General features: G+C 38.4%; 18 protein-coding genes and 1 CRISPR repeat array. Of the genes, 9 read left to right on the top strand and 9 right to left on the bottom strand.

Annotated features, from left to right (window positions below):
• Positions 1–124 precede the first annotated feature (124 nt).
• A CRISPR array of direct repeats spans positions 125–1,789; the repeat unit is 37 nt; unit sequence GTCGAAAGACATTGCCCTGTTCTAAAGGGATTGAGAT.
• A 98-nt stretch (positions 1,790–1,887) separates the two neighbouring features.
• Genes cas10 through cas6 form a run of 6 tightly spaced genes read left to right on the top strand, consistent with a single transcriptional unit; the run spans position 1,888 to position 9,019 of the window.
• Entirely contained in the window at positions 1,888–4,473 is a 2,586-nt protein-coding gene (gene cas10, locus HEMROJRC1_RS09775; protein ID WP_226692728.1) for a type III-A CRISPR-associated protein Cas10/Csm1, read from the top strand.
• Positions 4,474–4,484: 11 nt separating this feature from the next.
• The gene (csm2, locus tag HEMROJRC1_RS09770; RefSeq protein ID WP_226692727.1) at positions 4,485–4,907 is read left to right on the top strand and encodes a type III-A CRISPR-associated protein Csm2; all 423 of its coding nucleotides are present in this window, start codon (positions 4,485–4,487) and stop codon (positions 4,905–4,907) included.
• A 2-nt stretch (positions 4,908–4,909) separates the two neighbouring features.
• Complete coding sequence (csm3, locus tag HEMROJRC1_RS09765) at positions 4,910–5,608, top strand: type III-A CRISPR-associated RAMP protein Csm3 (RefSeq protein ID WP_226692726.1); 699 nt, start codon at positions 4,910–4,912, stop codon at positions 5,606–5,608.
• 9 nt (positions 5,609–5,617) lie between these two features.
• The gene (locus HEMROJRC1_RS09760; RefSeq protein ID WP_226692725.1) at positions 5,618–6,577 is read left to right on the top strand and encodes an RAMP superfamily CRISPR-associated protein; all 960 of its coding nucleotides are present in this window, start codon (positions 5,618–5,620) and stop codon (positions 6,575–6,577) included.
• A gap of 1 nt (position 6,578) precedes the next feature.
• Complete coding sequence (locus tag HEMROJRC1_RS09755; protein WP_226692724.1) at positions 6,579–8,117, top strand: RAMP superfamily CRISPR-associated protein; 1,539 nt, start codon at positions 6,579–6,581, stop codon at positions 8,115–8,117.
• A gap of 2 nt (positions 8,118–8,119) precedes the next feature.
• Positions 8,120–9,019, top strand: a complete 900-nt coding sequence (cas6, locus tag HEMROJRC1_RS09750) for a CRISPR system precrRNA processing endoribonuclease RAMP protein Cas6 (RefSeq protein ID WP_226692723.1) — start codon at positions 8,120–8,122, stop codon at positions 9,017–9,019.
• Positions 9,020–9,615: 596 nt separating this feature from the next.
• Here the strand turns inward: cas6 and yfbR are convergent.
• From yfbR to HEMROJRC1_RS09705, 9 genes are read right to left on the bottom strand one after another with little or no spacing between them, the layout of a single operon-like run.
• Positions 9,616–10,209, bottom strand: a complete 594-nt coding sequence (gene yfbR, locus HEMROJRC1_RS09745; RefSeq protein WP_226692722.1) for a 5'-deoxynucleotidase — start codon at positions 10,207–10,209, stop codon at positions 9,616–9,618.
• Between the two features lie 7 nt (positions 10,210–10,216).
• Positions 10,217–11,236 (bottom strand): outer membrane-stress sensor serine endopeptidase DegS, encoded by a 1,020-nt coding sequence (degS, locus tag HEMROJRC1_RS09740; protein ID WP_226692721.1) that lies wholly within the window; start codon positions 11,234–11,236, stop codon positions 10,217–10,219.
• Positions 11,237–12,355: a bifunctional diaminohydroxyphosphoribosylaminopyrimidine deaminase/5-amino-6-(5-phosphoribosylamino)uracil reductase RibD gene (ribD, locus tag HEMROJRC1_RS09735; RefSeq protein WP_226692720.1), complete on the bottom strand. Its 1,119-nt coding sequence runs from the start codon at positions 12,353–12,355 to the stop codon at positions 11,237–11,239.
• A gap of 2 nt (positions 12,356–12,357) precedes the next feature.
• Complete coding sequence (nrdR, locus tag HEMROJRC1_RS09730) at positions 12,358–12,807, bottom strand: transcriptional regulator NrdR (protein WP_226692719.1); 450 nt, start codon at positions 12,805–12,807, stop codon at positions 12,358–12,360.
• 58 nt (positions 12,808–12,865) lie between these two features.
• The gene (recC, locus tag HEMROJRC1_RS09725; protein WP_226692718.1) at positions 12,866–16,264 is read right to left on the bottom strand and encodes an exodeoxyribonuclease V subunit gamma; all 3,399 of its coding nucleotides are present in this window, start codon (positions 16,262–16,264) and stop codon (positions 12,866–12,868) included.
• Between the two features lie 43 nt (positions 16,265–16,307).
• Entirely contained in the window at positions 16,308–16,583 is a 276-nt protein-coding gene (locus HEMROJRC1_RS09720) for a DUF5374 domain-containing protein (protein ID WP_226692717.1), read from the bottom strand.
• 4 nt (positions 16,584–16,587) lie between these two features.
• Complete coding sequence (locus HEMROJRC1_RS09715) at positions 16,588–17,271, bottom strand: DUF2572 family protein (protein ID WP_226692981.1); 684 nt, start codon at positions 17,269–17,271, stop codon at positions 16,588–16,590.
• Positions 17,268–17,972: a type II secretion system protein J gene (locus HEMROJRC1_RS09710; RefSeq protein ID WP_226692716.1), complete on the bottom strand. Its 705-nt coding sequence runs from the start codon at positions 17,970–17,972 to the stop codon at positions 17,268–17,270. Before HEMROJRC1_RS09710 ends, HEMROJRC1_RS09715 begins: the two co-directional genes overlap by 4 nt.
• A 4-nt stretch (positions 17,973–17,976) precedes the next feature.
• Positions 17,977–18,492, bottom strand: a complete 516-nt coding sequence (locus HEMROJRC1_RS09705) for a type II secretion system protein (protein WP_226692715.1) — start codon at positions 18,490–18,492, stop codon at positions 17,977–17,979.
• A gap of 198 nt (positions 18,493–18,690) precedes the next feature.
• On the opposite strand from HEMROJRC1_RS09705, the gene suhB reads away from it, so the two are divergent.
• The 3 genes from suhB to fecC all read left to right on the top strand — a co-directional run bounded on the left by suhB (position 18,691) and on the right by fecC (position 21,506).
• Positions 18,691–19,494: an inositol-1-monophosphatase gene (suhB, locus tag HEMROJRC1_RS09700; RefSeq protein ID WP_226692714.1), complete on the top strand. Its 804-nt coding sequence runs from the start codon at positions 18,691–18,693 to the stop codon at positions 19,492–19,494.
• A 126-nt stretch (positions 19,495–19,620) separates the two neighbouring features.
• Positions 19,621–20,514: a Fe(3+) dicitrate ABC transporter substrate-binding protein gene (locus HEMROJRC1_RS09695; protein ID WP_226692713.1), complete on the top strand. Its 894-nt coding sequence runs from the start codon at positions 19,621–19,623 to the stop codon at positions 20,512–20,514.
• Entirely contained in the window at positions 20,514–21,506 is a 993-nt protein-coding gene (gene fecC / locus HEMROJRC1_RS09690; protein ID WP_226692712.1) for an iron-dicitrate ABC transporter permease FecC, read from the top strand. The genes HEMROJRC1_RS09695 and fecC overlap by 1 nt, the downstream gene beginning before the upstream one ends.
• Positions 21,507–21,513 lie beyond the last annotated feature (7 nt).

The raw sequence follows: 21,513 nt of genomic DNA, 5'->3' as shown, positions 1-21,513 counted from the left end.
ATGGCGGAAATAATTAAATTGATTTAAAAATGTACAAATTAAACCTTAACTCTTTAACTTCTCTAAAAAGTTGGAAAGCCACCTTACAAGCGCTTGATATTAAAGCATTTTTATCACTACCGCGGTCGAAAGACATTGCCCTGTTCTAAAGGGATTGAGATTTTTCCTTTTCGGCTAATCCTTGCATTTTACTTGGTCGAAAGACATTGCCCTGTTCTAAAGGGATTGAGATGCTAACAGCATCCGCTGATGAAGTGATAACACCAAAGTCGAAAGACATTGCCCTGTTCTAAAGGGATTGAGATTCATTCGTTTCTTGTTCGAAGAACTTTTCTTGTTCGTCGAAAGACATTGCCCTGTTCTAAAGGGATTGAGATGTCAATAGTACTAGCGATACCGCTAGTAGTCGAAGTCGAAAGACATTGCCCTGTTCTAAAGGGATTGAGATTTCCTTAACAGACATTAAGTTTTTAGCTTGGATTTGTCGAAAGACATTGCCCTGTTCTAAAGGGATTGAGATTTGTAAAGTTTTAGTTTACAACTCAATTTTGTAGTCGAAAGACATTGCCCTGTTCTAAAGGGATTGAGATTACTTCTTTTGTCAAGCTCTAAGAGGTATTCTTCCGTCGAAAGACATTGCCCTGTTCTAAAGGGATTGAGATATAAGATTTTCCTCTTTATTGGTTGATGAATAATTTAGTCGAAAGACATTGCCCTGTTCTAAAGGGATTGAGATGTCAATTTGTTAAGGAATTTCATTCCTTCAAAGTCGAAAGACATTGCCCTGTTCTAAAGGGATTGAGATGGTATAGCTCAATCTCCTTATCTAATTCAATGCGTCGAAAGACATTGCCCTGTTCTAAAGGGATTGAGATTTAGTACCCCAGCTTGTTAGACCACTTACTGCGTCGAAAGACATTGCCCTGTTCTAAAGGGATTGAGATTAGTATCTGCTGTTAATGTGATAGTACCAAATGCTGTCGAAAGACATTGCCCTGTTCTAAAGGGATTGAGATAGAATGGAATGATTTAGCTAAAGACACTTTGAACGTCGAAAGACATTGCCCTGTTCTAAAGGGATTGAGATATAGTTTCTTTGTTATATTCTGATTGATTAAAGTCGAAAGACATTGCCCTGTTCTAAAGGGATTGAGATATAGTTTCTTTGTTATATTCTGATTGATTAAAGTCGAAAGACATTGCCCTGTTCTAAAGGGATTGAGATATAGTTTCTTTGTTATATTCTGATTGATTAAAGTCGAAAGACATTGCCCTGTTCTAAAGGGATTGAGATTTCTACGTTCTTTCTCTTTGTGTTGTTCAACCACTGTCGAAAGACATTGCCCTGTTCTAAAGGGATTGAGATTAAGAGTTTTCCTCGGATTAATTTGATAAATCTGTCGAAAGACATTGCCCTGTTCTAAAGGGATTGAGATTAAGAGTTTTCCTCGGATTAATTTGATAAATCTGTCGAAAGACATTGCCCTGTTCTAAAGGGATTGAGATCATTGTTAAAATCTATAATTGCGATTTGTAAAAAGTCGAAAGACATTGCCCTGTTCTAAAGGGATTGAGATTCCAGCGAGTTCTATGTTTATTGATTGCCTCTGTAGTCGAAAGACATTGCCCTGTTCTAAAGGGATTGAGATATTGCTGAGTAATTGGGTTTCTCGCACTGCATTGTCGAAAGACATTGCCCTGTTCTAAAGGGATTGAGACTCCGTAAAACTTAACAATGCTTTTGCGTGTTGGGTCGAAAGACATTGCCCTGTTCTAAAGGGACAAATAAATCATTTTCTACAATAAAAATACAAACTTGTATTTCTTCAACGTTATTGAAAAATCTTTTATACTTCAGACATTATTTGAACTAATTAAGGAAAAATTATGAGTCATCTCTTATCTTCTTCCTGCCGAATGGCATTTGCAGCACTAATACACGATATTGGCAAACTTGCTCAGCGAGCGAAGTTACCCGTCCCAATGGAAACTCTAGATGCCCATAAAACCCTTTATTGCCCTTATAATCAGGAAAAGAAATACCATTCTCACGTTCACGCAGCTTATACTGGCATTGCACTTGACCAGATTGAGCCTTATGCCCCTAATTTTATTAGTCAACATACTTATCCGTTTATTGCCCGTCAGCAGGAAAGTACGGATATCACGGATTCGCTGATCAACGCAGCAGCCTCTCATCACAAACCCGATACATTATTACAATGGATTATTGCAACAGCGGATCGCATTGCTTCAGGTTTTGAACGAGAAAAATTTGAAGAATATAATCGGGCGGAGGATAAAAACTTTTATCAAAGTCGTTTGTTGAGCCTGTTTGAAAATATTCAGCTTAATCAAAAGAAAGCGGAGAAATATGATTATGCCTATCCACTTTCGTCATTAAGTACAGAGAGTATTTTTCCGAAAAAGAAAGTAGAAATTGAGCCAAATAATAATGAAAAAGCTCAACAGGAATATAGCCAATTATGGAACGCATTTTTAGAAGGTTTGAAAACGATTCCGAAATCACATCAACAAAATTGGGATTTATGGCTTGACCATTTTGATACTGCCTACCAATGTTTTACCGCCTGTGTTCCATCGGCTACTGCATTTGGAGTCAAAGCAGAAGTTTCTCTTTATGATCACAGTAAAACAACAGCAGCATTAGCGACCGCACTTTGGCGTTGGACAGAAGAGAATAAAGACAAGGTTCAGGCAGACTATTTTACAAATCACCAAAAAAGCTGGGGTGAAAAAAGTTTTTTACTGATTCAAGGCGATTTTTTCGGTATTCAAGATTTTATTTTCTCGGGCGGTAGTGCAACGAATAAGAATGCCGCAAAATTATTAAGAGGGCGTTCGTTCCAAGTGTCATTGTTTACGGAATTAGCGGCACTTAAATTATTGCAAGCTTGTGAGTTACCAAGTATAAGCCAGATAATGAATGCAGCAGGTAAATTTTTAATTGTTGCTCCGAATACGCCAACAATAAAATCAGCGATTGCTAAGGTGCAACAAGAATTAAATCAGTGGGCAATTGAAAATACTTTTGGTTTAATTGGCGTAGGTATTGCAACGACAGAAGCCTGTGCGAATGATTTTATGGAAAATCAATTTAGCCAATTGCAAACCAATTTATTTCGTCAATTAGAAAAAATTAAATTACAGCGGTTAGATTTAATTGAACAAACACAAAGTGTACAAGAAGTCAGTTATCCTTATGGTGTTTGCCGTTTAAATAGTCAGTTTCCTGCTTGTTCGGAATATGATGAAAAGGTAGAAAATTCAGGGCTTTCTATAATATCAAAAGACCAAATAGAAATTGGTAAATTATTAGCAAAAAATGACCGCTTAATTATTTGTGATCCTGATAGTGAAATTTACCGAGATCGCCAAACACATCGTTTAGCAATGAATATTTTTGGCTATTCCGTAGTGTTTACCAATACTCAAGAAGATACAGGGAAATTTGGTCAATTAGTTGATAAAATTTACCGCTTTTGGGATTTTGAATTACCTGAAATAGATAAACCTATTTGGCAAGGTTACGCACGGCGTTATATCAATGCCTATGTGCCTTTGTTTAGTCAAGCAGATGCTGATCAAGCCTATTTAGATAAATATAAAAATACAGAAGAAAGTGTTGAAATTGGTAAGATTAAAACCTTTGATTTTATTGCTTGTGAAGATCGTCATTTAACGGATAATAAAGAGAAATTTATCGGGCAACGAGCCTTAATGACTTTAAAAGGGGATGTGGACAATCTTGGCTTAATTTTTCAAAAAGGGTTAGAAAAATCCAGTTTTGCCAAAATGGCGAGTCTTTCACGCCAAATGAACCAATTTTTTAGTTTATGGTTACCTGCTTATTGTCAAAAATACAATCCGGATATGTATACGGTTTTTGCAGGTGGTGATGACTTTTTCTTAATCGGTTCTTGGAAGAAAACACAAGCATTAGCCTATGCAATGCAACAAAAATTTGCAGAATATGTGGCATTTAATCCTGATATTCATTTTTCGGCAGGAATGGGGATGACGAAAGTGGGATCACCTGTGCCACAGCTAGGCGAAATGGCAGAAAAAGCTTTAGAAAAAGCAAAAGACCATCAAGGCAAAAATGCGGTTACGCTTTATCAAAAAACGATTAGTTGGAATCAATGGCAACCGTTAGTAGAGAAATTAGGTGATGAAATTGAGCGACTTGCAAAGGATTATTCAATTTCGACCGCTTATCTTTATGCGTTAATTTATTTTAGCCAGCAAGCAAGCGATACGAAAAATATTGAAGCAACAATGTGGCGTAGCCGTTTTTATTATAAAACCGCTCGCTATGTTGTGGATAAATTGAAAAAAGAGCAAAGAGATTTCGCTCTTAAGGAAATCTCAACAGCTTTTGGTCAAGGAATTGAAAAGTATCAAGCAAATTTTGCAATTCCGTTGTTTAATTATTTCTATCAAAAACGCTAATGGAGAATATGATGGATATTCGTCAAATTAAATTTGGAACAGAAAAATCACCCACTATTTTTTCTGATATTGCCGAACAAGCAGCAATCTATATAAAAACAGATATTAAAACAGGTAGATTAAATAAAGAGGTAAATAAAAGTACACAACTTCGTAAGTTTTATGATGAACTTTGCTTATGGAATGACAAAGTGCAATTAAAGCGAAAAGAAAGAGAAAATGAATATAAGCAACTTGAACCTTTTATTAAAATGCTTAAAGCTAAAGTAGCTTATGCTGAAGGACGGAAACATATTAATAAACATTTTAGTGAAGTATTTAATACTTGTATTAACAACATTCAATCGGCAGAAACATTAAATGAAGCAAAATTATTTATGGAAGCCGTTATTGGTTATTGCAAATTAGAAGAATCAAAAAGTAAGGAGTATTAAAAATGAAACTACAAAATATTATCGAAATTAAGGCTAGCTTAGTTTTAAAAACAGGATTACATATCGGGGCGGGTGATACGGAAATGCATATTGGCGGTATTGATAATGCCGTTATTAAACATCCGATTACCCAATCACCTTATATTCCTGGTTCAAGCCTTAAAGGAAAAATTCGGACACTGCTAGAATGGCGTTCTGGGGAAGTGAAAAAAGATCCCTTAAGTATTAAAGATATCAAGGAAGCAAAAGATAAAAGTGCGGTCGAAAATATCCTTAAATTATTTGGTGTGAGTGCGGATACGAAAAATGATGAAGAAGGGCTAGAAAAAATCGGTATTTCTCGCCTTGCCTTTTGGGATTGTCCTTTAAATGCGGAATGGGAGAAAAATTTGCGTGATGATAATTTTTCACTCACAGAAGCAAAATCTGAAAATACCATTGATCGTATTACTGCAACTGCAGGTAACCCTCGCCAAACAGAGCGTGTGCCAGCGGGAGCAAAATTTGATTTTAAATTGACTATGCGTCAATTTGAGAATGACAGCCAAGAGCTGGTAGAACTGTTGTTAAAAGGATTACGTTTACTGGAACTTGATAGTTTAGGTGGTTCGGGATCTCGTGGTTACGGTAAGGTCGAGTTTGTTGAGCTTATGGTGGGCGATGTAAAAAGAGAATTGAAAGAGATTGAACCATTCAAGTAAGGGGAAACGATGAAAACCTATCGTTTAACAATTAAAATTGAAAGTGCGTTTGGTACGCCATTAGTTGGTGATACGTTATTTGGGCAACTTTGTTGGGAAATTCGGCATCAATTTGGCGAAGAAAAATTAACGCAATTATTGAAAGGCTATACGGAGCAGAAACCTTTTCTAGTACTTTCTGATGCAATGCCAAGTGGCTATTTGCCTTTGCCAACACTCCCGTCTTGCTTTTGGCAAAAGGGAAAAGAGCAAGATCGCAAAAAACTAAAGAAAAAACAGTGGATCACATTGGAAAACGTGAAGACTCAAACAGTTGAAAAATGGCAACAATTTGCAAAAGCAGAGAAAGATATTTTGGTTTCTGAGCAAAACACCTTTAAAAGAGAAACTCACGAGCAGCCACATAATACCTTAAATCGCCAAACTCATACGACCGATGAAAGGGTATTTGCTCCCTACACAATGCCACAAATTTGGTATCAGCCTGAAACCTTGCTAGATATTTATTGTGTAATCGATGAAAACCGTTTCTCCTATGAAGAATTAAAAGAGGTGTTAAGTAATATCGGGAAATTGGGATTTGGGCGAGATGCGAGTATTGGGTTAGGACGTTTTAGCTTAGAAAAAAGTGAAGCGATTTCATTGAGTTTTGAGCCAAATCATAATGTCTACTTAGCTCTTGGCAATGCTGCTCCACAGCAAAATAATTTAGATAAAGAACGCTGTTTTTATCAGCTCACCACAAGATTTGGGCGACATGGCTCATTTAAAGCATTAAGTTCAACTCCCTTTAAAAAGCCGATTATTTTAAGCAAAATAGGCGCGATATTTACACCGAAACAATTTGAAGCAAAACAATTTATCGGTAATGGTTTGGCGAATGTTTCACCTAGCCAACCTAATGCGGTACATCAAGGCTATACGGTCGTATTTCCACTGACAATCAATTTTGCGCGTTTAGGAGAATAAAATGGATAAGTTTCTTCAACATCACCGTGTTTATCTTACCCCACTCACACCAATTCATATCGGCTGTGGGGAAGATTTTGAGCCTACCAACTATGTAATTGATGAAGGGGTTTTGTATCATTTTGAACCGAGTAAATTATGGTTAGATGATTCTCAACGTAGTCAGTTATTAGGTCTTGCACAAAAATCAGATTTAGGTGAAATTCAGAAATTCTTCCAACGTAATAAAATACAAGCGGTTAATTTCGCTCATTATTTTGCGAATGTTGCTTCAGGAGTAGCTCAGGATTGGGAAACGAAAATTGGTAAACCAGCAACGATTGAAGGGAATGGGCTGAAAGTATTTAATCAATTTGCGATTGAACGTCATTGTTATTCGCCTTATGAAAATTTACCCTATATTCCTGCAAGTAGTTTTAAAGGTGCGTTAGCTACCGCACTTTTAGATGATGCTCACCAAAAGCGAGGTAATCCTAGAATTGATAAAAGAGATAAGCAAAAACTTATTGAAAAAGATATTGGTCTTTTTGCTGATAGTCTATTACGCACAGTAAAATTTGCTGATTTTAAAGCAAATTCAACTGCTTACACTCAAATTTGTTATTCAACAAATCACAAGAAAAAAGTTAGTAGTCAAAGAAAAGAAGCTCGTGGTGTGGCATTACGCAGAGAATGTATTGTTGGAGGACAATATCGAGCTTTTGAATCTGAATTAGCCATAGTAAGAAAAGATAAATTTGCCACTTTACAGAATATTTTTGATTATCTAAATATACTTAATAAATTTAGTCGCTCACTTTTCGATAAAGAAATGGCATTATTAGTAGATCGTCAGTTGATGGAAAGAGAACAAGCTCAATCACTAAAATTACTTGTTGAGAAAAGTTCAGGCATTTTAGTCAGATTAGGTAAAAGCGGTGCTGAAAGCAAAAGCTATCGTGGCGATAATGTGGCTCAAATAAAAATTATGAAAGGTGGTAAAGACGGAAAAGATGATTATCGTGATCAAGCTACAACGCTTTGGCTGGCTTCTTCAACAGAAAATGCAAAAAGTAGATTGCTTCCTTTTGGGTGGGCATTACTTGAAGTTGATCCGACTGAGGAAAATGTAATGTTGAAACAATGGTGTGAAAAACAACCTAAGTCTCTATTTGATAAGCAAGCTCATTTTGAAAATCAGCAAAGAGAGAAAAATAAGCGTATTCAAGAAGAAATGGAATACAAAGCGAAAAAAGAGGCAGAATTACAAGCTGAGTTAGATAAGCTGGCATTATTAGAATCTCTTAATGAAAATCAAAAATCGGTTATGGATTTAGTGGCTAAATTTGAATCAGGAAGAGAAAAACAATTTGATACTCATTCCTCACTTTTTGTCGAAGTCAAAAAACTAATTGGAACAGCAATAGAATCTTGGAACGAATCCGACAAACAATTTACTTATCAGCAATTAACGTTAGAGTTTGTAAAAACACGCGTGGAAATGAAAAAGAAAAATGCGGATAAAGAGTATAATAAATTACGAAATAGATTGATTGGATAAAAATGGATTTTAAAACATTATCAGTGGCTCGTTATCGCTTTATTTTTCAGGTGAGCGAGCCTATTTTTTTACCCGAATATGCAGGTTCGACCTTACGTGGTGTATTTGGCAGATCATTACGCAAAATTTGTTGTATGACTAAGTTAGAAAACTGTAAAACTTGCCCACTCTATCGTAGTTGTCCCTACACGGCTATTTTTGAAACACCCGCACCGCTTGAACATCAAGTGCAGAAATTTAGTCAAGTCCCTAATGGGTATATTATTGAACCGCCTAAATGGGGAGAGCGTGTATATCAACAGAGTGAAAAATTAGCCTTTGATGTGGTGTTGTTTGGTAGATTACTCAATCAGTTGCCCCTGATCACTTTTGCCTTCAAACGTGCGTTTGAATATCAGGTTGGAAAAGGAAAAGCATTACTTGTAGACTTACGTCATAATGATCAATCCATTTTAGTCAATGATCATATTATTGAGCATAATGCTCAAATTGAGTTACCCGGCAATCTATCAAGTTCTTTATGCTTACATTTTGAAACGCCCTTACGCCTACAAGAAAATGGTCAGCCAATAGGTGAAAAAAAGATTAAAATTAACCGCTTGTTGCTTGGCTTAGCGAAGAGAATTATGTTATTAAGCGAATTTCATGATAAGCCGATCTCACTCAATTTTGAACAGCTAAAGCAAGGTATTACAGAGATTGAAGATCATAAACAGTTATATTGGCAGGACTGGACAAGGTATTCTTCTCGTCAAAATCAAAAAATGAAATTAGGCGGTTTGGTTGGAAATTGGGCATTAAATAATGTACCAGAAGATTGGCAACAGCTAATATATATGGGGCAATGGTTACATGTTGGTAAAAATGCAACTTTTGGTTTAGGAAAATATCAATTATTGTAAAGTTTGGTACAACAGAAAAATTAACTATCGTTTAGTGTTCAAAATAGACATGGTAGATAAAATAGTTGATAAAAAAATAGCTTAAATGCTTATATTGTAAGGCTTTAAGCTATTTTTTTGGAAATGAATAAAAGACTTGTCCATTTTTTTCCAAAAGACATATTCCAAAATACAGTATTAGAAATAATGTTCCACGCTATCAAAATGCATCCTGTTTCAAATTATTTCCCTTAAAATTCAAATAAATCCTGAATTAATTTATCAACAATATTCCGATGGAAAGAAAACTTATAAACAACACTCTGGAAAATTTAGTTGTTCAGTAATAACGATCTAATAATATATTGAAAAGATTCCATCAATAAAAAGATTATAAGATTCAAGCATTAGTTGACCATCGCAGATTTTTAGCAGGCTTCCACAACATTTCCGTTTAACTTTATCAATTTCATCAAGTAGCGGACATTATTCGAAAATTAACGAGAAAGCCCAAAATCAGAAGCTGGAAAAAACTTAAATCAAGTCGTAAAAATGAGCTTTATAAGAATTTACATATTGGTATTTAGAGAATAAAACCTTTTCTTATATCTACAACTCTACAAAGCAATCTCATCTAAAGACCGCCCGAAACTAGGCAGGAACACTTGAAGAAAGTAATCCATTTCTTGGCTATGCCATTGCTGCATAAGGGTTTCTAAACGGTTTTTGGCGGCTTTAAATTCTTGGTTGCCGTGTTCCAATTCAAATTGGGCTTTAATGTAAGCGCAAATTAAGTCCGCTTGTTTTACGATATGTTTTTCTTCTTCCGAAAAGGTTTCACTGTCAAGATAAGGTGTGAATTCCCCTTGTAATTCGGCAGGTAAAAGGCTGATAAGATGCAATTCCGCAGCACTTTCAATATGTTTATAAGCTTGTGTGATTTCAGGGTTGAAATATTTGATCGGGGTAGGTAAATCACCGGTAAAAATTTCGGAAGTATCGTGATACATCGCAATCACGGCAATACGTTCGGGATTGGTTTTACCGGCAAAAAATTTATTTTTGATAACAGCCAAGGCTTGTGCCACGAATGCCACCTGTAAACTATGTTCGGCAAGATTTTCCTTTTCGATATTACGCATTAACGACCAACGTTGGATCAAACGCAGGCGATCCAAACAAGCAAAAAAATGGCTGGTTTTAATTTCCATACAACCTCTAATTAGACGGCAATTCCTCAACCATCACCGGTAAATCAAATATTCTCCCCAAACGGGCAATAGTAACCATAACCTGTGTATTTGGTTTGGTATTTGAAATGATTTGCATAATTTCAGGGGCGGAAATCCCCTCCTGATTATTTAATTTCAAAATCACATCGCCCACTTGAATACCCGCCTTTTCTGCCGGGCTATTAGGGCTTACTGCGGTAATCACGATACCTTCCCGACCGGAGCTAATATCACTTTGTACGCCAAAATAGCCACGAATGACACGACCATCACGAATAATTTTATGCAACACATCATTTGCAATATCCATTGGAATCGCAAAATTCAAACCTTCGGCAATTTCGTTTGAAGTTTTACCAATACTCAATGTACTGATTCCCACCAATTCTCCGGCAGAGTTAATTAATGCGCCACCTGAATTACCACGATTAATTGAAGCATCCGTTTGTATGAAATTTTGTCTGCCCAGCGAATCCCCTACTGCACTGCGCCCGACTGCACTGATAATCCCTTGCGAAACACTTTGCCCTAAGTTGTAAGGATTACCGATAGCAAGGGCTATATCTCCTACATGCACTTGACGTTTTGGATTTTGCGGAATCGTGGAAAGATTATTCGCATGAATCTTCAAGACGGCAAGATCCGTTAAATTATCCGCCCCAACCAGATTCGCTTCATAAATATTTCCGTTTTGTAATGCCACTACGATTTGATCGGCATTTTGGATAACGTGTTTATTGGTGAGAATATAACCGTCTTGGCTCATAATAACGCCGGAACCTAAGTTATTCACTTGTAACCTGTCATTATCATTAATGCTAGCTGATGAAAAAGAACGGTTATATACATTCACCACCGCAGGAGAAGCAATCCGCACCGCATTTTTGAAAGACATAATATCATCTGAAGTCGTGATGCTATTCGTATTTAACCGAGGTACTGCAAAAAGAATAACACCAGCGGCGGCTAACCCCCAAAGGGCGGCATGAAAAAGTTTTTTAAACATTTAAGATCCTTTCGGCTTGTAAGTTAATTTTATATCATCGCCGATTTGTTGAAATTCCTCTAATTGCCACAAAGGTGCATCCGCCAACTGTAATAAATGAGGAAGTCGGCATAGCCCACGAGCCTGATCACCCAATAATTTCGGTGCAATATAAATTATAAGTTCATCCGCTAATTTTTGCTCAATCAAACTACCGGCTAAATTTGCACCTGCTTCTACCCAAAGGGTATTGATTTGCCGTTTCCCCAATTCAATCATCAATTCGGATAATAAATTTTCTTTAGGCAGAAGTATTTGTTCGCAAAAATCGGGAAAATTCGAAAGATCCCGTGCTTCGCTTGAAACCAACCAAACAGGAGAGTTCGTTTCAAATAATTTGTGAGTAGGTTGAATGCGATGTTTGGAATCCAAAATCACTCGAATGGGTTGTCGCACGGTTTCTTTAGCATAATCTTTTTTAAGATCATCGGGAAAATCGTTCCAACGCACGTTTAAACTCGGGTCATCCGCTAATACGGTTGACGATGTTGATAAAAGTGCGGATGATTTTGCCCGCATTTTTTGAACATCGGAACGAGAAGCCGCCCCCGTAATCCATTTACTTTCACCACTTGCCATCGCCGTTCTGCCATCAAGGCTCATAGCTAATTTCAGTTGAACGAAAGGCACATCTTGACGCATTCGTTTCAAAAAACCCTTATTAAGATTTTCGGCAAAATCGTTCAATAAATTGACCGCACTTTCAATGCCTGCCTCCGCGAGCATTTTTAATCCTTTACCTGCAACTTGCGGATTCGGATCTTGCATTGCGGCAACTACTTTCACCACACCGGCTTCAATTAAACCCAATGCACAAGGCGGAGTACGTCCATAATGCGAACAAGGCTCTAGGGTTACGTAAGCTGTCGCTCCTTTTGCTTTATCCCCTGCTTGTGTCAAAGCAACACGTTCTGCGTGCGGTTGCCCTGCTTTGAAGTGAAAACCCTCACCTACAATCTTCCCCTCTTTTACCAACACACAGCCCACGCTAGGATTCGGTGAAGTGGTATATACACCTTTCGCCGCTAAATCTAACGCACGTTGCATAAATCGGTGATCCTGCTCGGAAAACTCAGACATATTTAATCCTTCAGACTTTCGATTTCTTTAGTAAATTGGTTGATGTTATCAAAGCTCAAATAGACTGAGGCGAAACGAATATAAGCGACTTTATCCAACCCTTTTAGCGCATTCATGGCGAGTTTGCCTACCAATTGACTTGGTACTTCACGCTCCCCCGTGGCACGCAGCTGAATAATGATGTGATTAATGGCTTTTTCCACGTCATCAGAACTCACCGGACGTTTTTCCAATGCATGCAAGATGCCGCTACGAAGCTTATCTTCATTAAAAGGCTCACGAGAGCCATCGGTTTTAATAATTTTCGGTATCACTAACTCTGCTGTTTCAAAGGTTGTAAAACGCTCATGGCAATTACCGCACTCACGGCGACGGCGAACCTGATAACCATCCGAAACCAAACGGCTGTCAATAACCTTGGTTTCTTCCGTAGAACAAAATGGACAATGCATAGGACATCCTTATCAAAGAGGGGGCGATATCTTAACAAAAAAAGTCTCTTTTGACGATTTACTTTCCGCCTTTCTTAACCGTTTTCTTCTCCGATTCGGCAAACATTAATCCGAACCAATTTTTCGTTTGCTCTATTAGTACGGCTAAATTTTCTTCCTTCTCAAATTTTGTGGTTTGTGCCAACACACGAGCCCAATAGGGATCGGCTTTTTTGGTATGGTTACCAAATTTATTATCTTCCGCTAATTTTTTGAGTTTTTCTAAAATCGATTCAAAATAGACCGCACTTTCCTCTCTTACAATAAAATCGGTGATTTTATCCACGGTTGGAATCAGTTGAATTTCAAATTGACTTTGCAAATAAGCCTGCACATAAATTCGTAGCTGATCCAAGGCGGCTTCAGGCGTTATTGGTGAAAATTCGATCCGCTTATCTTTAGTGATTAAAATCGGCGGCATTGCATTATTTTGTGTCACAAGCCGGAGCAAATAATAAAGCCAAGGGCGAATACGATAGCGTTCTTTGTAATCGGCAAAACGCCATTCAATTACCTGCTCCCCCTCAAATAAATTTTCCATATAGCCGAATAAACGAACCGATTGAGTTTTATCGCCCCACAAAACATCCAAATTAAAATCAATAGAAGCATTATGCGGTTTGCCAAGCTCTTCAATTTTTTCTTTAAATTCCAGCACAGTATCCCGCACCGTTTCTGCTGCAACCTTGCCAAATTGAGCCCGTGGCAGCACGCCTTTTACCCTAGCTTGCGCAAAATATTCATCAAATTTATCTTCATCCGTATAAATCAACGCATTATTCAGAGCATATTTATCCAATCCGCTTAAGACAAAATTTTCGCTGTCGGCAATACGATCATCTTCGTCACGAAAATATACGCCTAATTGTTTTTCAAAGAAAAATTTCACCGGATTTTCCACAAAACTCACGAAACGATCCAGCTCAATTTCCGTAATGTTTTCCTTATTGTCCATCTTCACGATAAATTCTTTTTGCTGCGCGCTAGCGTCTATTTTTGCCATCGGCAACCATTTGTCGGCAAAAGAGCGGTCAAAATTTTCGGTGTTTTTGAAGTTGTTCGGGCTAAATGCTGTCATGCTATGTTGTTGAACTACTATTTTTTGTTCATCCGTTTGACTGTGATTAACATAGTCCAGCAGTTGCGTTACCAATACGGAAGGTGCTTTCGGTTGATTATCAATAATTGAACGCCCGATATAACTGATATAACAATAATCTCTCGCCGCAAGCAAGGCTTCGAGGAATAAATAACGATCGTCATCACGGCGTACACGATCGCCTTTTTGATGGTGATATTGCATTAAATCAAAGCTGTTTGGTGTTTGCGTGCGTGGATAATCCGCCTCGTTCATCCCCAACAAACACACCACTTTAAAGGGCACGGAACGCATTGGTAATAATGTGCAAAAATTCACGTTTCCGGCTAAAAATTTCAGACTGTTTGGGGCTTCTTCTAATTTTATCGTCATCACATCGGCAATCACATCAGCCTGTAGCGGCGTATCAAAATGAAGCTCGGCTAACAGCTCCGCTATCTCGTTAATCTTCTCTTGGATATAAAACAATGTGTCCTTTGTTTCTTCGTTTTGCACAAAAAAGTCTGTTAAAAGTGCGGTTAATATTTCACGCCATTTTTCCATAGAATGAGTATGTTGAAGTTCTTCATACCAAGCCGAAAGGACAGAGAAAAAATGTGATAATTTACCGGCAAGCAAACCTTTCAAGCCGTAACTACTATCCAATCCGAGACTTTCTTGCCAGACACCGTGTTCTTCCCGCATAGCATAACCTAGTACCATACGTTCCAAACCCGCTTGCCAAGAATTGAAATTCACGCCGTTTTGTTGTTTTTGCAAACCGAAACGAATGCCGGCATCCGCCACCCACTCACGCACTAAAGGCAAATCGGAAAGAGAAATATTAAAACGTTCCCGCATTGCCGGAACATCTAATAAAGTTAATATTTCTTCCGCACTAAACGTACTTTCTTTCAAACGCAATAAGGTTAAATAACTGGAAACCAGTACATCACTTTCCGATAATTTGTTATCGGAAATGGAGAACGGAATTAAGGGTGCATTACCATTTTTTTGCCCGAAAATAGCCTGAATATAAGGGGTATATTGGTTAATATCCGCCACCATAACGACAATATCTTTTGGGGTTAATGTCGGATCCTGATTGAATAAGCCCAGTAGATAATCACGCAATACTTCCACTTCCCGCATCGCACTATGGCAGGAATGAATACTTAAAGTGCGGTCATTTTTTTCAATTTTTAAAGGGCGGTTTTCTAAATGCAAAATATGAGATTGTAGCTGACCAAGTAGGGTCGAATTTGAAATATCCTCATAAGCGTTTACAGAGTAAGTTTCAACCCGCTCTTCATCCCGCACCAAAGTGTAAAGAAAATCACGTCCCATTTTCCCCCAAGCGGCAAGCAGCGGATTACCGATTTGGAGATTTTCATCGTGATAAGTCGTCTCAAGGTCGCCTTTTTCTAATTGTGATATTTGCCCTACCGAAAAGAGCGGTCGAATTTCGTTTTGTTTTTGATAATCTCGGCGCATACGGGAGCGTAAATAATCCATACGCAAATCACGAAGATCACCCCAATATTCTTGACTTGGATTATTGAAGAATAGATGGATATCCACCTCCGATGACATTGCTTGCAGAATGGACAAATATGCCGTTGGTAATGCCGAAATACCAAAAATAAATATGCGTTCGGGCAATTTTTTAGCCCGCTCTTTATTATTTAATAGGGATAAAAATTGCTCGTGTAAGGCGGCACGGTGCATAGCTTGATCGCCCAAATCCGCTTTTACCTTTGCCACTAATGCACGCCATAATATCCCTTGCCACGCTACATTATCTTGAATTTGTTGCAACAATGTTTCATTTAAGTGAGATTGTTGCATTTTAATTTGCACTGTAATATTTTCATCTTCCTCCCTTTCCCAAGCAAAAATCCATTCGGGGCGATAAACTAAGTATTGGTCGAATAAATCGGCGATTTTACGACTGAGTTGATAGCGTTTATATTGTTCGGAATGGTGCGAAGAAGCCAAATAATGACGCAAAGGCGCAAAACTTTCCAGCGTTAAAAAGTCAGGAATCAAATCCATTAAACGCCACATCATTGCATCTTTATCAAATGGATTTTGCAAAGCAACCGCCGGTAAATTATCCGCATAAAGTTGCCAAATAAAGGTTGCCGGCATCGGGAAAGTCAAATTAGCGGAAATTCCATTTTTCTTTGCCAACGCCATTTGTAGCCATTGTGCCATTCCCGGACTTTGCACCAAAATAATGTCTTGTTGGAAAGGATCTTCAGGGAGAAGATTTTTAAATACTTCGGCAAGAATCTCTTTTTGTTTTTCAAGTTGGTTAGAATAATAAACGATAAACACCGCGGCAACCTATGATGGGAAAGGCAAAATAATGTGCATTATTTTACTCGGTTTTCAACGAGAATTCACCTTTCGGATACCGAACCACCACCTTATCACTTTGGCATTGCACTCGAAATTTCACACCGTTTTGTTGCACGTATTGCTCACAAGGCACGCCTAAAAATTGCCGTTGCGACTGATTTTCGGCAATCTGTAACGCTTGAAAATCATAATAGATTTTGACCGCACTTTTGCGCTGACTTGCCGTCCACCGACTAAATACTAAAAATAACGCACTAAACAATGCAAGCGTAAACATTACGGAAACCAACGACATTCCCCTATTCACTTGATATTTTAAAATCACTCCAGCTTTTCTCCGCCAACTGCCATTTGCTATATTGCCACACCAAAGGTTCGATCACTTTTTTGCCATAAGCCACCGTAACGCCTTCTAAGGTTAAAGTTCCACCTGTGATGATCGCACCGCTAATTCGCCCGTTTCCTCGAAGCGTTAAATCACCTTCGGCAATCAAAATCCCTTGTACCTTGCCACTGATTTCCCAAGTTGCCTGATTTTGATCAAACCAATAAATTTGCGGTATTTGGTTTGACAGCAACGGGTTTGCAGGTCGTAAAAAGTGCGGTCGAAATTCACTAAGATTTTCCATACGGATAAAATGATCGAATAAGCCTTGATTAACCCCTTTCGTGGGCGTTTTCTTAAATATCGCGACACGCTGACACCAAAGCGAATATTGAATCGCATCGTTCGCACCATCTAACGTAATAGAAATCTGCCGAACCTTCTCCGAATTATCCAAAGGCAAGTTTTTACAGGCATTTTGTTTTTCGGCTGAGGTCATTTTTTGTAAGGTTAATGTACGCTCTACATAATGTTTTCGCTGCATTTGCTGGGCGAGAAAGAAACGCAGGGTACTATCATCAAATAATAAAATCACCATTAATAGCCCGGAAATAAAGATCAAAATTGCGGTGGTAACAATACCTTTTTTCGCTTTTATTGATTCCAAAGTGCCACCACCATAGCGGTTTCATAGTGAATCTCCGGATAATTTTTTAAATTACCGCCGAGCCGAATTTCTATCCCTTTTCCTTCTGCGAAACGATTAAATTGCAGATGGGTAATTTCATATTCCTTTTCGTCCAGTAAATCCGTCCAACCACCTCCGGCATTACAGGCACTTTGTTGAAGTGCTTTTTGACATTCACCGAATTGACAATTTACCTTAATTGTATTTTTATAGGTTTGCTTGGTTTCGATCATTTTGCCATTCAATTTATAACCGAAAAGTTCTTTTTCGATACCTTTTGCGACATTTTGATTGCCATTGATACAAGTATTTTTAGTGTATTTTTCACCGATACAACCATTTGCATCAAGATCATAAAAGAACAAAACACAGCTATTTTGAGCGGCATTATTCGCCTGAGAAATTATCAAAGCACTTCCCTTTTCATCTAATTCAAACAAATTCAGATTACTTTCAATTAATTTATCGTTGAGAGCCCGAAAACCGGCACGGCGCAGATCTTTGCCGATAAGTTGGATCGTACGTTGAATTTCCGCCTGTAATTTTAAACGTAAAAAGATTTTCTGATTTTGAATTTGCGTATCCACATAAAATTGTGAAATCACGAATAAAAGTGCGGCAGAAATTGCCAATGAAATCATTAGGCTAAGTAAAGTTTGCCCTTTTAACATTATTTTATCTCGTACAAGCACTGGCAGATTGATTCGGTTTTAATTTCAAACTACCGACATTAAAAAAAGAAAAAAGAGTACGTTCCTCGCCTGCTTGTAATAAAAAACAGTTGGAATCAATAGTGTTGCGGATGCCGTTAAAACGCGCAACCTCCACGGGGTAAATTTTAGGGCTCACAATCATCGTTTTCTCCGCAAAGTAAGGATAATAAAAATGTGCGTAAACTTCCTTTGGGCAATTTGTCGAATGTAAGCAATCGCAAAGTTTATCGTTTTTCACTTGGGCGGTCATACACCATTGCTGTGTTGCGGGGTTACGATTTGCCAAAATAAACCAAATTTCAGAAGAATTTTCAGCCCGCGCTTGAATTTGCCGTAGGAATAAATAAAGACGACGTTGCTCTTTCGCTAAAATCATTTTGTCATCATCCCTTTGCCAAAGGGGAAGGATAAAACTCAAAGCAATACTGATAATCGCCAAAGCAATTAATAATTCGATTAATGTTGCCCCTTTCCGCATAAAACACCCTCAATTTCAACCGCACTTTAAAACATTTTTTGTAACTCGCAATAAAGGCAAATTATTTTTGCGATACGGATCACAAACTTTAGTAACAGGATCTTAAAAAACCGTATTTTTACGATTTTCGGCTGGTTATTTTGGCAAATATCGCTATAATGGCGCAGAATTTTCTGTTCTTTAAAATCTGGTGGAAATATGAATCCAATGTTAAATATCGCCATTCGTGCGGCACGAAGAGCGGGCAATGTGATTGCTAAGAATTATGAACGCCGCGATGACATCGAAAGCGCACAAAAAGGTATCAATGATTATGTAACTAATGTGGATAAATCTGCAGAAGCGGAAATCATTGAGATCATTAAAAAATCCTATCCTGATCATACTATCATCACCGAAGAGGCCGGTGCTATTGAAGGAAAAGATAGCGATGTTCAATGGATTATTGATCCGCTGGATGGCACCCGTAACTTTATGAACGGTCTTCCGCATTTTGCCGTGTCGATCGCAATCCGAGTCAAAAATCGTACCGAAGTGGGTGTGGTTTATGATCCGATCCGTAATGAACTCTTTACCGCCGTTCGTGGCGAAGGCGCAAAATTAAATGAAGTACGTTTGCGCGTAGATAGCAGACGTGAGCTTCAAGGTGCGATTCTTGCTACCGGTTTTCCATTCAAACGGCCTAAATTAATGCCTACGCAATTTGCAATGATGAACGCCCTCATTGAAGAGGCGGCTGATTTTCGCCGTACCGGTTCGGCTGCACTAGATTTATGTTATGTGGCTTCAAGCCGTATTGACGGTTATTTTGAAATGGGTTTGAAAGCTTGGGATTGCGCTGCAGGCGATTTAATCGTGCGTGAAGCCGGTGGCTTAGTATGCGACTTTGAAGCAGGTTCCGGCTATTTACGCAGTGGCAATATCATCGCTGCACCGGCACGTGTATTAAAAGAAATGCTAAACAAAATTCGTCCTTGCTTAGGTGCTGAGTTTAAAAACTAAAAATCTTCTCAATCTAAAAATACCGTATCCTAAACGCAAAATACGGTATTTTTCTTTTATAAAAAAGAACTATTCTCATTAAAAAAGGTGTGTATAATACAAACGTTTTTTTAAACAGGAGAATATATGAAAAACACCGCTAAACTACTTTTTGTTTCTCTTTTTTTATTCGTTTCCTCACTTGCTCAAGCAGTAACGGTTACCGATGAAAAAGGTGAATTTACCCTTGATAAAACACCGGTTCGTATTGTTGCATTAGAGTATTCTTTTGTAGATGCACTTGCACAAGTGGGCATAAGTCCTGTCGGTGTGGCTGATGATAATGACACATCACGTATTTTGAAAGAAGTACGAGAAAAAATTCAACCGTGGCAATCGGTAGGCACCCGTTCCCAACCAAGTCTTGAGGTCATCGCTTCCCTAAAACCTGATTTGATTATTGCCGACCCTTCTCGTCATACGGCAGTATATGAAGAATTGAAAAAAATTGCACCTACGGTAATGTTTGATTCCCGCCATGAAAGTTATCAAGACAATCTCAAAACTGCACAAAAGATCGGTGATATTGTCGGTAAAAGTAACGAAATGAAAGCTAAAATCAATGAACATAATGCTTTCATCACAAAAATAAAACAAAATCTCCACCTAAAAGGAGAAACCGCTATTTTCGGTACATCCCGTGAAAATAAATTCACCTTTCAAAACAATTCCGCTTATGTGCCAAGTTTCTTAGAACAACTCGGTTTTTTTCCGGCTACGATTAAAAATAATCCTCAAACCCTGATAGAAATTAATCTTGAACAGTTAGTGATGGAAAAACCACAGTGGTTATTTATTGCACATTATCGTGATGAAAGTATCGCCCGTAAATGGGAAGCCGAGCCCCTTTGGAAAGCGATTCCTGCAGTGAAATCCAATCACGTTTTTGCTGTTGACCCTTTTATTTGGGCACGTGGACGAGGTTTAGAAGCCAGCAAAATTATGGCGACTCAGATTGAGCAATTTGTAAATCAAAAATAATGCGGCAGACAATTTTTCGTTGGATACTCCCTATCATTTTACTGGCTTTCTTAGTATGGGGAAGCCTATTTTTATATTATCCCATTGAAATTCAACCGGTTGCTGCATTACAAGTCTTTTTACCCGATTCAACCGACGAACTGGCGCAAATTACGGTAATTGATTTACGTTTACCGCGTGCTTTAGTTGCTGTGGCATTAGGCGCAACCCTTTCTGTGGCAGGTGCATTGCTACAAACAATTACCCGTAATCCTTTGGCTTCACCTTCGTTATTGAGTGTCAATTCAGGCGCAGCATTAGCCATGGTATTAGTCACAACTTTAAGTCCAACACTGGTAAACGGATATAGCATTGCTTTTATTGCCGCATTAGGAGGAGGTGCAAGTTGGTTATTGGTGATGATTATCGGCAATGCTTGGCAAGACAGTCAAGGTGAACGTAGCCGTGTCATTTTAGCCGGGATTGCAGTATCCCTACTTTGTGCCGCCCTGACAAAACTTGTACTCATTGTGGCGGAAGATCACGCATTCGGCATTATGAGTTGGCTTGCAGGTGGAATTTCGCACGCTCGTTGGTCGCAATGGCAGCAGCTCTATCCTTTCCTTATTTTGACCGCACTTTTCTGCCTTCTTTTTGCAGGTCGGCTTAATCTATTGAGTTTAAGCGATGAATCAGCCCGCTCTTTAGGGGTAAACTTATTCCGCTTGCGTTGGTATGCAAATGTAATGGGGCTGCTGATTGTAGGAGCTGCCGTCAGTGTAGCCGGCCCTATTTCTTTTATAGGTCTGCTCGTACCACATCTGGCACGTTATTGGATTGGCTATGATCTACGCAAAGCCTTACCAATGGCGATGTTACTTGGGGCGATTTTAATGTTGATGGCAGACTTAATCGCAAGAGCGGTCAATTTTCCAAGCGAAGTCCCTGCCGGCGCAGTACTTGCATTAATCGGCGCGCCGATATTTGTCTTATTTGCAAAAGGAAAGCGATAATGCCCTC

Origin of the sequence: Rodentibacter sp. JRC1 (assembly GCF_020521555.1) — a bacterium.
GTDB lineage: Bacteria > Pseudomonadota > Gammaproteobacteria > Enterobacterales > Pasteurellaceae > Rodentibacter > Rodentibacter abscessus.
Note: the sequence above shows the minus strand (reverse complement) of the source record. Positions and strands in the feature narration are given on the sequence as shown.

Coding starts and splice junctions, on each gene's coding strand:
- fecC (WP_226692712.1), top strand. CDS start 20,514: ATGCGGCAGACAATTTTTCGTTGGATACTCCCTATCATTTTACTGGCT.
- HEMROJRC1_RS09710 (WP_226692716.1), bottom strand. CDS start 17,972: ATGTTAAAAGGGCAAACTTTACTTAGCCTAATGATTTCATTGGCAATT.
- nrdR (WP_226692719.1), bottom strand. CDS start 12,807: ATGCATTGTCCATTTTGTTCTACGGAAGAAACCAAGGTTATTGACAGC.
- HEMROJRC1_RS09755 (WP_226692724.1), top strand. CDS start 6,579: ATGGATAAGTTTCTTCAACATCACCGTGTTTATCTTACCCCACTCACA.
- csm2 (WP_226692727.1), top strand. CDS start 4,485: ATGGATATTCGTCAAATTAAATTTGGAACAGAAAAATCACCCACTATT.
- suhB (WP_226692714.1), top strand. CDS start 18,691: ATGAATCCAATGTTAAATATCGCCATTCGTGCGGCACGAAGAGCGGGC.
- cas10 (WP_226692728.1), top strand. CDS start 1,888: ATGAGTCATCTCTTATCTTCTTCCTGCCGAATGGCATTTGCAGCACTA.
- yfbR (WP_226692722.1), bottom strand. CDS start 10,209: ATGGAAATTAAAACCAGCCATTTTTTTGCTTGTTTGGATCGCCTGCGT.
- ribD (WP_226692720.1), bottom strand. CDS start 12,355: ATGTCTGAGTTTTCCGAGCAGGATCACCGATTTATGCAACGTGCGTTA.
- HEMROJRC1_RS09705 (WP_226692715.1), bottom strand. CDS start 18,492: ATGCGGAAAGGGGCAACATTAATCGAATTATTAATTGCTTTGGCGATT.
- degS (WP_226692721.1), bottom strand. CDS start 11,236: ATGTTTAAAAAACTTTTTCATGCCGCCCTTTGGGGGTTAGCCGCCGCT.
- HEMROJRC1_RS09695 (WP_226692713.1), top strand. CDS start 19,621: ATGAAAAACACCGCTAAACTACTTTTTGTTTCTCTTTTTTTATTCGTT.
- HEMROJRC1_RS09760 (WP_226692725.1), top strand. CDS start 5,618: ATGAAAACCTATCGTTTAACAATTAAAATTGAAAGTGCGTTTGGTACG.
- HEMROJRC1_RS09720 (WP_226692717.1), bottom strand. CDS start 16,583: ATGTCGTTGGTTTCCGTAATGTTTACGCTTGCATTGTTTAGTGCGTTA.
- cas6 (WP_226692723.1), top strand. CDS start 8,120: ATGGATTTTAAAACATTATCAGTGGCTCGTTATCGCTTTATTTTTCAG.
- csm3 (WP_226692726.1), top strand. CDS start 4,910: ATGAAACTACAAAATATTATCGAAATTAAGGCTAGCTTAGTTTTAAAA.